Origin of the sequence: Sphingopyxis sp. YF1 (assembly GCF_022701295.1) — a bacterium.
GTDB lineage: Bacteria > Pseudomonadota > Alphaproteobacteria > Sphingomonadales > Sphingomonadaceae > Sphingopyxis.
The window spans coordinates 1350490-1363520 of sequence record NZ_CP033204.1 but is presented as its reverse complement, the minus strand read 5'-3'; the positions used below and the strand labels follow the sequence as shown (position 1 = coordinate 1363520).

Annotated in this window: 14 protein-coding genes; 9 read left to right on the top strand and 5 right to left on the bottom strand. The window is 67.4% G+C overall.

Annotation, left to right across the window (positions count from 1 at the left end; all coding sequences use genetic code 11):
- Positions 1 to 135: 135 nt before the first annotated feature.
- The 6 genes from EAO27_RS06655 to phoB all read left to right on the top strand — a co-directional run bounded on the left by EAO27_RS06655 (position 136) and on the right by phoB (position 6308).
- Complete coding sequence (locus tag EAO27_RS06655; protein WP_242778550.1) at positions 136 to 1197, top strand: substrate-binding domain-containing protein; 1062 nt, start codon at positions 136 to 138, stop codon at positions 1195 to 1197.
- A 257-nt stretch (positions 1198 to 1454) separates the two neighbouring features.
- Positions 1455 to 2831 (top strand): phosphate ABC transporter permease subunit PstC, encoded by a 1377-nt coding sequence (pstC, locus tag EAO27_RS06650; RefSeq protein ID WP_242778547.1) that lies wholly within the window; start codon positions 1455 to 1457, stop codon positions 2829 to 2831.
- Positions 2824 to 4080 (top strand): phosphate ABC transporter permease PstA, encoded by a 1257-nt coding sequence (pstA, locus tag EAO27_RS06645; RefSeq protein ID WP_242778544.1) that lies wholly within the window; start codon positions 2824 to 2826, stop codon positions 4078 to 4080. The genes pstC and pstA overlap by 8 nt, the downstream gene beginning before the upstream one ends.
- Positions 4081 to 4082: 2 nt before the next feature.
- Complete coding sequence (gene pstB / locus EAO27_RS06640; RefSeq protein WP_242778541.1) at positions 4083 to 4865, top strand: phosphate ABC transporter ATP-binding protein PstB; 783 nt, start codon at positions 4083 to 4085, stop codon at positions 4863 to 4865.
- A 25-nt stretch (positions 4866 to 4890) separates the two neighbouring features.
- Entirely contained in the window at positions 4891 to 5610 is a 720-nt protein-coding gene (phoU, locus tag EAO27_RS06635) for a phosphate signaling complex protein PhoU (RefSeq protein ID WP_242778538.1), read from the top strand.
- Entirely contained in the window at positions 5610 to 6308 is a 699-nt protein-coding gene (gene phoB, locus EAO27_RS06630) for a phosphate regulon transcriptional regulator PhoB (protein ID WP_242778535.1), read from the top strand. The genes phoU and phoB overlap by 1 nt, the downstream gene beginning before the upstream one ends.
- Before the next feature lie 72 nt (positions 6309 to 6380).
- Here phoB and EAO27_RS06625 read toward each other — a convergent pair whose 3' ends face one another.
- Positions 6381 to 6755 carry a hypothetical protein gene (locus tag EAO27_RS06625; RefSeq protein ID WP_242778532.1) on the bottom strand — a complete coding sequence of 125 codons (375 nt, stop codon included), beginning with the start codon at positions 6753 to 6755 and terminating at the stop codon, positions 6381 to 6383.
- Between the two features lie 67 nt (positions 6756 to 6822).
- Complete coding sequence (locus tag EAO27_RS06620; RefSeq protein WP_242778528.1) at positions 6823 to 8190, bottom strand: porin; 1368 nt, start codon at positions 8188 to 8190, stop codon at positions 6823 to 6825.
- Between the two features lie 199 nt (positions 8191 to 8389).
- Here EAO27_RS06620 and EAO27_RS06615 point away from each other — a divergent pair, with 199 nt between their 5' ends.
- The 3 genes from EAO27_RS06615 to EAO27_RS06605 all read left to right on the top strand — a co-directional run bounded on the left by EAO27_RS06615 (position 8390) and on the right by EAO27_RS06605 (position 11158).
- The gene (locus EAO27_RS06615; protein ID WP_242778524.1) at positions 8390 to 9292 is read left to right on the top strand and encodes an SDR family oxidoreductase; all 903 of its coding nucleotides are present in this window, start codon (positions 8390 to 8392) and stop codon (positions 9290 to 9292) included.
- Positions 9293 to 9353: 61 nt separating this feature from the next.
- Complete coding sequence (locus EAO27_RS06610; RefSeq protein ID WP_242778521.1) at positions 9354 to 10010, top strand: DUF4328 domain-containing protein; 657 nt, start codon at positions 9354 to 9356, stop codon at positions 10008 to 10010.
- Between the two features lie 77 nt (positions 10011 to 10087).
- The gene (locus tag EAO27_RS06605) at positions 10088 to 11158 is read left to right on the top strand and encodes a hypothetical protein (protein ID WP_242778518.1); all 1071 of its coding nucleotides are present in this window, start codon (positions 10088 to 10090) and stop codon (positions 11156 to 11158) included.
- Here the strand turns inward: EAO27_RS06605 and EAO27_RS06600 are convergent.
- The 3 genes from EAO27_RS06600 to EAO27_RS06590 form a co-directional block, all read right to left on the bottom strand.
- Entirely contained in the window at positions 11136 to 11477 is a 342-nt protein-coding gene (locus EAO27_RS06600) for a DUF2794 domain-containing protein (RefSeq protein ID WP_242778515.1), read from the bottom strand. The genes EAO27_RS06605 and EAO27_RS06600 overlap by 23 nt on opposite strands.
- The gene (gene cysE, locus EAO27_RS06595) at positions 11477 to 12184 is read right to left on the bottom strand and encodes a serine O-acetyltransferase (protein ID WP_242778512.1); all 708 of its coding nucleotides are present in this window, start codon (positions 12182 to 12184) and stop codon (positions 11477 to 11479) included. The genes EAO27_RS06600 and cysE overlap by 1 nt, the downstream gene beginning before the upstream one ends.
- Before the next feature lie 83 nt (positions 12185 to 12267).
- Positions 12268 to 12912, bottom strand: a complete 645-nt coding sequence (locus EAO27_RS06590; protein WP_242778509.1) for a hypothetical protein — start codon at positions 12910 to 12912, stop codon at positions 12268 to 12270.
- Between the last annotated feature and the right edge of the window lie 119 nt (positions 12913 to 13031).

The window sequence follows — 13031 nt, the reverse complement described above, 5'->3', positions numbered from 1 at the left end:
GCAGCACCCCATCTCCATGACACTTCCATGACAATCCCTGTCACAAACGCGTCACACAAAACCCCCATTGGCCACTCAGCGAGTCGCCGCGGGGGTGGCGGCTCGGTCCGTTAACGACCCCCGACAGGATCTGTCATGATCAGGAAATTCACCCGCTCCACCGGCCTGCTCGCCTGCGCCGCGACCGCCGCCCTGACGCTGTCGGCGTGCCAGGATCAGGCCTCCTCGGGCGGAGCCGCGCGCGATTATATCAGCGCCGTCGGCTCGTCGACCGTCTATCCCTTTGCCACCACCGTCGGCGAGCGCTTCGCCGAAGCGACCGGCAACAAGAAGCCCAAGATCGACAGCACCGGCACCGGCGGCGGCTTCGAGCGCTTCTGTTCGGGCGTCGGCGGCGACACCCCCGACATCATCAACGCCTCGCGCCGGATGAAGAAGAAGGAATTCGACACCTGCGCCAAGAACGGCGTCACCGACATCGTCGAGGTCCAGGTCGGCATCGACGGCATCGCGCTGGGCGAGGCGTCGCGCGGCCCCGGGTTCAAGCTGAGCGAGGAAGACGTCTACAAGGCGCTCGCGGCGAACCCCTATGGCAAGCCGAACACCGCGAAGACGTGGAAGGACGTCAACCCGGCGCTGCCCGCGGTCGCGATCTCGATCTTTGGCCCGCCGTCGACCAGCGGCACCTATGATGCGTTCAAGGAGCTGATCATGGGCAAGGGTTGCGACGCCAACCCCGAGATGAAGGCGCTGAAGGACAGCGACAAGGACAAGCACGAGGCGGTGTGCACCGGCCTGCGCGGCGCGCCCTTCTATGTCGAGCAGGGCGAGAACGACAATCTGATCATCTCGAAGCTCGACAAGAACCCGACCAGCCTCGGCATCTTCGGCTTTTCGTATCTCGATGCGAACAAGGACAAGATCAAGGCGGTGCCGGTGCAGGGCGTGTCGCCGACCTATGCGACGATCGCCGACGGCAGCTATCCCGGCTGGCGCCCGCTGTATATCTACGTCAAGAAGGCGCATGTCGGGGTGATCCCCGGGCTCGCCGACTATGTCGCCGAATTCCTGAAGGGTGCGGGCGAAGGCGGCTATCTGGGCGCCAAGGGCCTGATCGTGTCGCCGAAGGAGGTCGCCGCGACCGCCGCCGCGAACGCGAAGGGCATGACCCCGCTGAATGGCGCCGACCTCAAATAACGGGCTCTCCCCCGCCTGGTGGCCGGGGACGGGTCCGCCCCGCCCGGCCGCCGTTTTTCCTTCTTCCCCTCCCCTGCGGGGAGGGGACCGAGGGGTGGGGGAGCGAAACCGCAGGGTTTCGCGTCACCGCCAGCGGGGGCACACCCCCACCCGGCCTCCCCCTCGAGGGGGAGGGGACCAAATTATGACCGCGAGTCACGAAACTGCCACCTCGCCCCGCTTTGGGTCGGCGTGGGCATGATGATAATGGGGACAATGTGACCTTCAACGCCGCCGCCTTGCTGCTCCTGATCGTCGGCCTCGCGCTGATCGGCTGGCTTGCCGGCCGCGCGCGCTCGGCGATGCTCGCGGGCCGCGCCAACGCCCGGCTGCATTCGCGCCCGCAATATCACGGCTGGTACGTCGCGCTGTGGCTGTTCGCCCCCGCGGTGCTGTTCCTCGGCGTGTGGAGCGCCGCGTCGCCCGCGCTCATCACCAACGACGTGCTGGCGAGCCCCGCCGCCGAGAGCCTGCCCGCCTTCGGTTTCGAGCGCGGCGCGATCCTGTCCGACGCGCGCAACGTCGCGCAGGGGCGCCAGGCCGCGGTGCGGCTGCCCGCCGCGGCGCCGCTGGTCGCGCCCTACGCCGCCGCGACGCACAAATATGCGTGGATCGGCATCGCCGCGATGCTCGCGCTCGCGCTCGCGGGGGGACTCTATGCCTTCACGCGGATCAGGCCCGATTTCCGCGCCCGCACGCGGGTCGAAAAGATCGTGATGGGGCTGTTGCTGCTCGCCTCGCTCGTCGCGATCCTCACCACCTTCGGCATCGTGCTGTCGCTGCTCTTCGAATCGATCCGCTTCTTCCGCCTCGTCTCGCCGATGGAGCTGCTGTTCGGCACCCACTGGAACCCGCAGAGCGGCGCCGCGGTCAAGGATACCTTCGGCGGCATCCCGCTGTTCTGGGGCACGGTGCTGATCGGCGCGATCATCGCGATGATCGTCGCGATCCCGATCGGCATGATGACCGCGGTGTACCTGACCCAATATGCCGCCCCCGCGGTGCGCAAATGGGTGAAGCCTTTGCTCGAGATCCTCGCCGGCGTGCCGACCGTCGTCTACGGCTATTTCGCCGCGCTGACCGTCGCCCCTGCCCTGCGCGAGTTCGCGGTGATGCTGGGCATTCCGAACGCCTCGACCGAAAGCGCGCTCGCCGCGGGCATCGTGATGGGGGTGATGATCATCCCCTTCGTCTCGTCGATGGCCGACGACAGCATCAACGCGGTGCCGCAGGCGATGCGCGACGGGTCGCTGGCGCTGGGCGCGACGCCGAACGAGACGATCCGCCAGGTGCTGATCCCCGCCGCGCTGCCCGGCGTGATGGGCGGCATCTTGCTCGCGGTCAGCCGCGCGATCGGCGAGACGATGATCGTCGTTATGGCCGCGGGGCTTTCGGCCAACCTCACCGCCAACCCCTTCGCCAGCGTCACCACGGTGACCGCGCAGATCGTCAAGCTGCTCACCGGCGACCAGGAATTCGACAGCGCCAAGACGCTCGCCGCCTTTGCGCTCGGTCTCGTGCTGTTCATCGTGACGCTGCTGCTCAACATCGTCGCGCTGCGCATCGTCAAAAAGTATCGCGAAGCTTATGAATAGGGACACCTCCCCGACCGACTGGAAGGGCGCGGCGATGCAGAAGCGCATCGCGGGCCGCTACGCCGCCGAGCGCCGTTTCCGGCTGTTCGGGCTGGGCGCGGTGCTGCTCTCGGGCCTCTTCCTCGCCTTCCTGCTGTTCGTGATGGTGGGGAACGGCCTGCGCGGCTTTACCTACACCAATGTCGCGGTGCCGGTCGATTTCAGCGCGATGCCGCTGACGGTCGACCCGGCGCGGCTGTCGGACCCCGACGCCGACCAGATGATCGCGGGCGCCGGCCTTTCCGATATCGTCGCCTTTGCCGCCGACGAGGCGCTGGGCGACGGCGGCGCGGCGCTGATCAGCGAGAATGCGTGGAAGGAAGTCCGCAGCGCGATCAAGGACGATCCCGAACTGCTGCGCGGCAAGACGCTGTTCCACCTGCCCGCCGCGAGCGCGGTCGACGTCATCGCCAAGGACGGCGGCAAGGGCGAGCTCGCGGCGCGCGTCGACGCGCTCGAGCGCGACGGCAAGCTGTCGACGGGCATCCACTGGCCCTTCTTCAGGAACGCCGACGCCACCGACCCCGCGGTCGCCGGCATCTGGGGCGCGCTCAAGGGGTCGGTGCTGACGATCTTCATCGCCTTCCTCATCGCCTTTCCGACCGGGGTGCTCGCCGCGCTCTACCTCGAGGAATATGCGCCGAAGAACCGCTGGACCGACCTGATCGAGGTGTCGATCAACAACCTCGCCGCGGTCCCCTCGATCATCTTCGGGCTGCTCGCGCTGGCGGTGTTCATCAACTGGTTCGGCCTGTGCCAGGCGAGCCCGCTCGTCGGCGGGCTGACGCTGGCGCTGATGACGATGCCGGTGATCGTCATCGCCAGCCGCAACGCGATCAAGGCGGTGCCGCCGTCGATCCGCGACGCGGCGCTCGGCGTCGGCGCCAGCCCGGTGCAGGTGGTGTTCCACCATGTCCTGCCGCTCGCGCTGCCCGGCATCCTGACCGGCACGATCATCGGCATGGCGCGCGCGCTGGGCGAGACCGCGCCGCTGCTCCTCGTCGGCATGCGCGCCTTCATCGGCGACGTGCCGGGCGGCATCTGTTCGCCCTCGACCGTGCTGCCGATGCAGATCTTCCTCTGGTCGGACGAGGTCGACCGCGGCTTCGTCGAAAAGACCTCGGCGGCGATCATCGTGCTGCTGATCGTGCTGCTGTCGATGAACGCCCTCGCCATCTATCTCCGCAACAAGTTCGAAAAACGCTGGTGAACATGACCCAAGAAGACCTGACCATCCTCGACCCCAAGATGACCGCGCGCGGCATCGACGTCTTCTATGGCCAGAAGCAGGCGATCAACAATGTGTCGATCGACGTCGGCACCGACCTGGTCACCGCCTTCATCGGCCCGTCGGGCTGCGGCAAGTCGACCTTCCTGCGCTCGCTCAACCGGATGAACGACACCGTCGCCGGCGCGCGCGTGACCGGAACGATCCTGCTCGACGGCGAGGATATCTACGCCCCCTCGATGGACGTGGTGCAGCTGCGCGCGCGCGTCGGCATGGTGTTCCAGAAGCCGAACCCCTTCCCCAAGTCGATCTACGACAATGTCGCCTATGGCCCGCGCATCCACGGCCTCGCGCCGGCGAAGGCCGACCTCGACGGCGTCGTCGAACGCGCGCTGACCCGCGCGGGCCTCTGGGACGAGGTCAAGGACCGGCTCGGCGAGAGCGGCACCGCGCTGTCGGGCGGCCAGCAGCAGCGTCTGTGCATCGCGCGCGCGATCGCGGTCGACCCCGAGGTCATCCTGATGGACGAGCCCTGTTCGGCGCTCGACCCGATCGCGACCGCCAAGATCGAGGAACTGATCCACGAACTGCGCGGCAAGTTCGCGATCGTGATCGTCACGCACAACATGCAGCAGGCGGCGCGCGTGTCGCAGCGCACCGCCTTCTTCCACCTCGGGACGCTGGTCGAATATGGCAAGACCACCGACATCTTCACCAACCCGAAGCAGGAACGCACCAAGGATTATATCACCGGCCGCTACGGCTGAACCGCGGCGCAAGAGGACAAGAGTGATGGCATTAACCAATGATCATACCGTCAAGGCCTTCGACGAGGATCTGAACCGCCTGCGCGGGCTGATCAGCGAGATGGGCGGCCGCGCCGAACAGGCGCTGCTCCAGGCGATGACCGCGCTGAGCAAGGGCGACCTCGACCTCGCGGCGCAGGTCGTCCGCGACGACAAGAAGATCGACGCGCTCGAAAGCGAGGTTGAACAGCTCGCGGTCCAGACGATCGCGCTGCGCGCGCCAATGGCCGACGATCTGCGCGAGATGATCGCCGCGCTCAAGATCGTCTCGGTCGTCGAGCGGATCGGCGACTATGCGAAGAATATCGCGAAGCGCGTCGCGCTGATGGACCAGACGCGCTCGATCGAGGCGATCCCGCTGCTGATCTCGATGTCGAACATCGTCGTCGAACTGGTCCACGACGCGCTCGACAGCTTCGCGGCGCGCGATGCCGACCTCGCGGTGCGGGTGACGGTGCGCGACAAGATCGTCGACGATTTCTACAACAGCATCTTCCGCACGCTCGTCACCTTCATGATGGAAAATCCGAAATATATCTCGGAAAGCGCGCATCTGCTCTTCGTCGCCAAGAACCTCGAACGCATGGGCGACCATGCGACCAACATCGCCGAGATGGTCTATTATGTCGTCACCGGCGAGCGGATGGAGGAACGCGAGCGCGGCGAACAGCCCGAAGACGGCGCCGCGGAGCAGGAGCAAGGCTGATGCCGCAGCCCGACCTGCTGCTGATCGAGGATGACGAGGCGATCGCCGAGCTCATCGTCTGGCATTTCGCGCGCGAGGGTTTCTCGGTCCGCCAGACCCCCGACGGCGAACAGGCGCTGATCCTCGTCGAGGAACGCGTCCCCGACATCGTCCTGCTCGACTGGATGATCGAGAGCCTGCCCGGGATCGAGGTCTGCCGGCGCCTCCGCCGCAACCCCAAATCGGCGAACGTGCCGATCATCATGCTCACCGCGCGCGGCGAGGAAGAGGATCGCATCCGCGGGCTCGAGACCGGCGCCGACGATTATGTCACCAAGCCGTTCAGCCCGCGCGAGCTGGTCGCGCGCGTGTCGGCGGTGCTGCGCCGCCTGCGCCCCGCGCTCGCCGGCGAGCTGCTCGCCTATGCCGACATCGAACTCGATTCGGTCGCGCACAAGGTCGTGCGCGGCGGGCAGATCGTGAACATGGGGCCGACCGAATTCCGCCTGCTGCGCCATTTCATGGAGCATCCGGGCCGCGTCTTCTCGCGCGGGCAGCTGCTCGACAGCGTGTGGGGACAGGACAGCGACATCGAACTGCGCACGGTCGATGTCCACATCCGGCGCCTGCGCAAGGCGATCAACCTGCCCGGCACCGCGGACATCATCCGCACCGTGCGATCGGCAGGCTATGCACTCGATGCGGGCAAGAGCATCTGATTTCGCCCGCCGAGGGATATTGCCGACCGATTCCTGTCCTCCAGCCTGCGGCCCCGCGCTGTCCCGGAAACTTCAGTTCCGGGGCGGCGGTCTTTCGCCTCGCGCGCCCTCGGGCGCCTCGCGAGGAAGGCTGAAAATGCGACAGCGGCCCTGCTCGTCCAGGACCGTTTTCCCGTCGTGCGTCACCAGGTGCCGATAGGTGAGCGCGCGCCGGTCTATGACATAGCCACCCGCAAAGGGCTTCGGCCAGTCATCGGGGAAGGCCACCGCGTCGGCGCTGAAGGTGGCGGCGACGCTGGTCATCCCCGCAGCGGCCGAATAGCTGACCCGGCCCTCGCCTTCGAGCAGCGTGAATTCCGTGGTGGCGAGCAGGCCGGCGCCTTCGGCCCGGCAATGCAGGACAACCGGTTCGGACGTTGTCGCGAGGAGCAGCGCAAATACGAACATCGCCCCTAGCTATAGCAAGACGGCTCCGCGTCAATCGGCCGTCGCCGCGCCGAACCGCCGCCGCGCGTCAGAAATCGATCTGCGTCCTGAGCCCGAAGGTATCCGCCGAATAGTCGCGGTCGCCGCCCGCCGCGGCGATGCGCGCATCCTCGACCCGCACGCGGCCGTAGCTCGCGGTCAGGCGGACATATTCGACCGGCGCCCACACCAGCGACATGAGCCCCGTCCGTTGCCGCCCGCCGACCAGCCCGGCGTCGTTGAGGTCGAGATAGTCATAGCGTGCATTGACCTCGATCGCGCCGATGCCGCCCGCGGTGATCGGGTTCGACGGCTTGAGCCGGTCGAAGGCGCCGTCCTTGTATCCGCGCCGGTCGCCGCCGGTCAGCACCATGCCGACCTCGGCATAGCCGCCGAAGAAGGTCGGGTCGGCGGCGCCGGTGCGCTGCACTTTTTGCCAATAGCCCTCGGCCGCGGCGTGGAACGGACCGGTGATCAGCGCGCCTTCGACCCCCAGCCCGCGCTCGCTGTCGACGTCGAGTTCGCCCGTATCGACCAGGCGGACGTCGGTCGTGTGGACGAACGGCCGCGCGCGATAGCGCCCGATCGCCGCGGGGTTGTTCGGGTCGCGGTAATGGATCGAGCCGCCGAGATGCAGCTGGGTCTCGCCGAATTTGGGCATCCACACCGCGCGCGCATCGACCCCGATCGCATGGTTGCTGTCGGTCAGGTCGCGCGCATTGTCGCCGAACACGCCGCCCTGCAGCAACACCGCCTTGCCCTTGTACTGCGCCGACAGGCCGACGCGGCGCTCGAAGCCGAAGGCCGAGGCAAAGGCGGCGCGTTCGAGATGGCTGGTGAACAGGTCGCTCGTCAGCTCGTCGAGCCCCCAGAAAGGTTTGACCTGCCCCACGGTGACCGAGACCGGGCCCGGACCATAGGTCAGATAGACATCGGTCAGTTCGACCTCGCTGTTCGCGACATCGGCCTCGACGCGATAGGAAAAGCCGCCGGGAATCTTGCCGTCGACGCCAAGATAGACGCGGCGGAATTCGGTCGCGGTGCCGCCGCGATTGCCGAGCACGCCCGCCGGGGCGTCGATCCCCGCGACGTCGACCTGCACGCGCCCGCGCGGCTTGAAGCTCCAGCCGTCGGCGGTGCGGATTTCGGGTGCGCCCTTCCACGCGATTTCGGTCGCGGGCTTCGCGGTGGCAGGCGGCGTCGCCGGAGCCGGAACGGGTGCGGGCGTCGCAGCGGGCGCCGGGGCAACCGCCGCCGCGTCGAGCCGTGCCTCGAGCGTCTGGACCTGGGCTTTCAGCGCCGCGAGTTCGGCGCGCAGCGCGGCCGCCTCCTCGGCGGTCATCGCCTGCGCGTGCGCCGCGGTCGGCAGCGTGAACATCGAGGTTGCGAGCAGCGCGGCAGTAAAAAGAGGACGCATGAGGAATTGCTCCGTTGCGAAAGGGTGACAAGCTCGCGGCGCTGTTATGACGCATAGATGACAGATGCACGTCAATTGCATGACATTTTCGTTGCAGTCGGCGCTTTTCCGATCGGCCCTTGCCTGCGGCGGACGAACGGTTAAGGACGTGCCAGTTTTTTCGGGCAACCTATCGGGCGGCCCTTTCCGGGAGACCATCATGACGATCAATTTTGACGGACGCGTTGCCATCGTTACCGGCGCCGGCGGCGGGCTGGGCCGCGCCTATGCGCTCGAACTCGCGCGCCGCGGCGCCAAGGTGGTCGTCAACGATCTTGGCGGATCGCGCGACGGCACCGGCCATTCGGACGCCGCACTGCAGGTCGTCGAAGAGATCCGCGCGGCGGGCGGCACCGCGATGTCGAACGGCGGCAGCGTCACCGAATATGAGCAGATGGTCGAAATGGTCGCCAGGGCGAAGGAAGAATGGGGAGGCGTGCACGTCCTGATCAACAATGCCGGCATCCTGCGCGACAAGAGCTTCGCCAAGATGGAGCCCGCCGATTTCGACCTGGTGTTGAAGGTTCACGTCAGCGGCAGCGCCAACGTCACCAAGGCGTGCTGGGACCTGATGCGCGAACAGGCCTATGGCCGCATCCTGATGACCGCCTCGTCGACCGGCCTCTACGGCAACTTCGGTCAGGCCAACTACGGCGCGGCCAAGCTCGGCCTTGCGGGCCTCACCAAGACGCTCCACCTCGAAGGCGCCAAATACAACATCCGCTGCAACACGATCGCGCCGGTCGCGGGCACGCGGATGACCGAGGACATCTTCCCCGCCGAACTGTTCGAGAAGTTCACGCCCGAGAATGTCGTGCCCGCCGCGCTCTACCTTGTCAGCGAAGATGCGCCGACCAACATGATCGTCGGCGCCGGCGCGGGCGCGTTCCACGCCGCCTATGTCACCATGACCCCCGGCGTCGCGCTGCCCGAAGATGAGCGCACCCCCGAGGGCGTCGCCGCGGCATGGGACAAGATCATCGACCGCGCCGGCGAAACCGTGCCCCAATCGGGCAGCGAGCAGTCGATGGCGGTGATGAAGGCGTTGCAGGCCCTCGGCTGAGCCTGATAGACGTCTTCGCATCGGCGGCCCCCGGGCGGGGCCGCCGATTGCGGGGGCGCCGATGACCGACATGACCCTGGGCGACGGAATCGCCCTCCTCCAGCAACGCGGCCGTTTCGTGCAGCGCCTGCTCATCGTCGGCTTCGTCGTCCTGGCGCTGGCACTGATCGGCCAGATTGCCGAACTCGGCGGGCTGGTGTCGCTCGACGACGATGCCCCGGTCGTCGGCCTCAACGCGCTCTACCTCGGCATATCGGCCAGCGATGCGCTGCTGGCGCTGACCACCTATGTCTTCTTCTGCATGTGGACCTATCGCGCCGCCGCCAACATCAAGGCGGCGCGCGTACCCGGATTCGGCTTCACCCCCGCGTGGGCGGTGGGCTGGCATTTCGTGCCGATCGCCAATTTCGTCAAACCGTTTCAGGCGATGCGCCAGATCTGGAACTTCAGCCACGGCGGCGACCGCGAAAGCGTCGACGGCGGGCAATCGCTGCTCATCGGCTGGTGGGGGCTATGGTCCTTCTCGATCGCGGTCGGAACGATCCTGACGCTGGCGACGGCCGATGCCCGCTCCCCCGCCGAAAAGCACGAGGTGATCGTCCTCAGCATCCTCTATTCGGGCATCAACCTGATCCTCTACCCGCTCGCGCTGCGCCTCGTCGCGCGCGTCACCGCGGCGCAGCGCGACCGGCTGGTCGCGGCGCATATCTTCACCTGATTTATCGTATTGCATCACCAACACAGTCATGCCATAAACGCTGCGGGGCAAGGGGATCGGACAGAAGGACGACCCCAATGTATAGCGAAAGCGACCTGCAAGCCGCGGTCGACGCAAAGGTCATGACGCCGGAGGCCGCAGCCGCCTTCCGCGCCCATATCGCGTCGGTCCGCGCCGCCCCCGGGGCGGACGAGGAATCATTCCGCCTCATCACCGGTTTCAACGACATCTTCGTCAGCATCGCGGCGGTGATCCTGCTCGTCGCGGTCGCGTGGATCGGCGAATCGATCCATCCCGCGATCGCGGGCGTCGGCGTCGCCGCGGCCGCGTGGGGCCTTGCCGAATATTTCACCCGCCAGCGCCGCATGGCGCTCCCCAGCATCGTGCTCGTCCTCGCTTTCGCGGGCGGCGTGTTCGGATCGATGGTCGGCTTCCTCGTAAAACATGGCGAGGCGATCTTCGGCAATCATCCGGCCGAATCGACGATGGCGATCATCGGCGGCGCGATGGCGCTGGTCACCGCGGGGGCGACCTGGCTGCACTGGAAACGCTTCATGGTGCCGATCACCGTCGCCGCCGGAACCGCGGCGCTCGCCGCGACCGCGGTGGCGCTCGTGCTGTCGATCGTCGGCGCGTCGGCCTCGCCCGATCTCGTCATGACGCTGGTGCTCGTCGCCGGGCTCGGCGTCTTCACCCTCGCCATGTGGTGGGACCGCAGCGACCGGGTGCGCCAGACGCGGCGCAGCGATGTCGCCTTCTGGCTCCACCTGCTCGCCGCACCGATGATCGCGCATCCGATCTTCCACCTGCTCGGCGTGACGCAGGGCGACGATATCGGCAGCGGCGCCGCGGTACTCGTCGTCGGCATCTACATCCTGTTCGGGCTGATCGCGCTCGCGGTCGACCGCCGCGCGCTGCTCGTCTCCGCCCTCGCCTATGTGCTGTTCGCGCTGACCCAGCTGTTCAACACCTTCGGCGCGGTCGAACTCAACGTCGCGCTGACGGCCTTCGTGATCGGTTCGGCGCTGCTGCTGCTCTCGGCCTTCTGGCAGAATGCGCGGAGCGTGGTGGTCGGGTTCCTGCCCGCCGGCCTCGCCGACCAGCTGCCCGCGACGGGACGGCCCGTCAGTCCGATACCAGCTTCATAAGCTTGCGTTCGACGGGGGCGAGCACGTTCGAAAGCTCGTCCCCGCGTTTCAGGACCGCCCCGGCTTCGGAGACAAGGGCCCACATGCCCTGCCGGCTCCTGAGCGCGGGGCGTTTTTCGATGCGGTATTCGGGACGCTCGGCGGCGCGGCGAAAGGCCGAAAAGGTCGCGACGTCACGCTGGAAATCCATCGCATAGTCGCGCCACTTCCCCGCCGCCACCATACGCCCGTAAAGGTCGAGAATGCGCGTCAGTTCGCGGCGGTCGAACGCCGTCTGCGATTGCGGATGCGGATGCGGCCAGGGGGTGACGATCCCCATCAGGCGCGGCTGCGTCCCTTGCGCGACGCCGGGTCGGCCGCGGCGGCATCGCGCTCGGCCATCAGCGCGGCGAGCTGCTTCTGCATCTGCTCGAGCTGGCACTGGAGGATCTCGACTTTTTGCGTCGCGGGGTCGAAGGTTTCGTGGCACGTGCCGTAGGGCACGAATTCGCGGGCATATTCGGCGGCATCGACCAGCGTCGAGCGCGCCGGAATACCGACCATCACCGCGCCCTCGGGCACGTCCTTGGTCACCACCGCATTGGCGCCGACGCGCGCGCGCGGGTTGACGGTGACGGGGCCCAGGATCTGCGCGCCCGAACCGACGATGACATCGTCGCACAGGGTCGGGTGGCGCTTGCCGCCGATGCCGTTGGCGGGATCGGTGCCGCCCAGCGTCACCCCCTGATAGATCGAGACATTGTCGCCGATCTCGGCGGTTTCACCGATGACGACGCCGAAACCATGGTCGATGAACAGATGCCGGCCGATCGTCGCACCGGGGTGGATGTCGATCCCGGTGAGCCAGCGCGACAGGTGATTGACGAAGCGTGCGAGGAAGAACAGGTCGGCCTCGAACAGCCAGTGCGCGACGCGGTGCAGGCCCACCGCGAGCAACCCGGGATAGAGCAGAATTTCCCAACGCGAGCGCGGCGCGGGATCGCGCGCCTTGATCGAATCGAGATAGGCGACCAGCCCGTTGAACATCAATCGTCCCCTGCGACCCTATTCTGTACCGCGCAAGATAGATGTTCGGCGGCGCCATTTCCACCCCCGGCGCGCGATAATCGTCAGCGGCCGAGCAATCCGACGCGAAACAGCATCAGCCCCTCGCTCCGCCAGCGCCGTTCGCCGCGCGCCGCGGCGATCATCGCGGCCCAGCGATCGAGGAGCAGCAGCGCGCGCTCGCCGGCAAAGGCCGCCCGCGAAAAGGGCAGCTCCCGCGCCGCGGTGAAGAGCGTTTCGGCGGCTTCCGCTTCCGTCTGCCGGACCGCGCCCCACAGCAGCCCCCAGCGCCGCCCGCCCGTCCCGGCGTCGCCCGCCGCCGATAGCGCGAACAGCCGCTCGCCGAAATCGCCCGCGGCCTCACGCCGCGCATCGGCGGTCTCGGCGAGCAGTACCGCCTCGGCGGTGTCGACCAGCGCGTCGAGGCCGCCCCGCCCCGCCCAACTCGCCTGCAGTTCGGCGAGCAAAGGTTCGCCCTTGGGCAGCGCGGCGGGATCGGTCGCGAGCAGCGCCATCATGTCGCGCCACCAGGCGAGCTTGATCTGCCCGATCAGCGGCTCGCGCGCTTCGTCGAGCAATCTGGTCAGCCGTCCGGCAAGCGCCCAGAGCGCCCCCACCGCCGCGCGCCGCGCGTGCGGCACCGCGACCATCACCCGCGGATCGCGGATGTCGGGGTAGAGAGGGAGTTCGGGAAGAGCGTCGACTGTCATGCGAGGGCTGCAGTAGAGGAGGCCGCCCAAAATATAAACCGTTCGCCCTGAGCCTGTCGAAGGGCCGTTCTTTCTTCAAACGAGGTCAAAGAAAATACGGTGCTTCGACAAGCTCAGCA

Bases quoted from the DNA above. Each gene is read 5' to 3' on its own strand.
- EAO27_RS06655 (WP_242778550.1), top strand. From the start codon at position 136: ATGATCAGGAAATTCACCCGCTCCACCGGCCTGCTCGCCTGCGCCGCG.
- pstA (WP_242778544.1), top strand. From the start codon at position 2,824: ATGAATAGGGACACCTCCCCGACCGACTGGAAGGGCGCGGCGATGCAG.
- pstB (WP_242778541.1), top strand. From the start codon at position 4,083: ATGACCCAAGAAGACCTGACCATCCTCGACCCCAAGATGACCGCGCGC.
- phoU (WP_242778538.1), top strand. From the start codon at position 4,891: ATGGCATTAACCAATGATCATACCGTCAAGGCCTTCGACGAGGATCTG.
- phoB (WP_242778535.1), top strand. From the start codon at position 5,610: ATGCCGCAGCCCGACCTGCTGCTGATCGAGGATGACGAGGCGATCGCC.
- EAO27_RS06625 (WP_242778532.1), bottom strand. From the start codon at position 6,755: ATGTTCGTATTTGCGCTGCTCCTCGCGACAACGTCCGAACCGGTTGTC.
- EAO27_RS06620 (WP_242778528.1), bottom strand. From the start codon at position 8,190: ATGCGTCCTCTTTTTACTGCCGCGCTGCTCGCAACCTCGATGTTCACG.
- EAO27_RS06615 (WP_242778524.1), top strand. From the start codon at position 8,390: ATGACGATCAATTTTGACGGACGCGTTGCCATCGTTACCGGCGCCGGC.
- EAO27_RS06610 (WP_242778521.1), top strand. From the start codon at position 9,354: ATGACCGACATGACCCTGGGCGACGGAATCGCCCTCCTCCAGCAACGC.
- EAO27_RS06605 (WP_242778518.1), top strand. From the start codon at position 10,088: ATGTATAGCGAAAGCGACCTGCAAGCCGCGGTCGACGCAAAGGTCATG.
- EAO27_RS06600 (WP_242778515.1), bottom strand. From the start codon at position 11,477: ATGGGGATCGTCACCCCCTGGCCGCATCCGCATCCGCAATCGCAGACG.
- cysE (WP_242778512.1), bottom strand. From the start codon at position 12,184: ATGTTCAACGGGCTGGTCGCCTATCTCGATTCGATCAAGGCGCGCGAT.
- EAO27_RS06590 (WP_242778509.1), bottom strand. From the start codon at position 12,912: ATGACAGTCGACGCTCTTCCCGAACTCCCTCTCTACCCCGACATCCGC.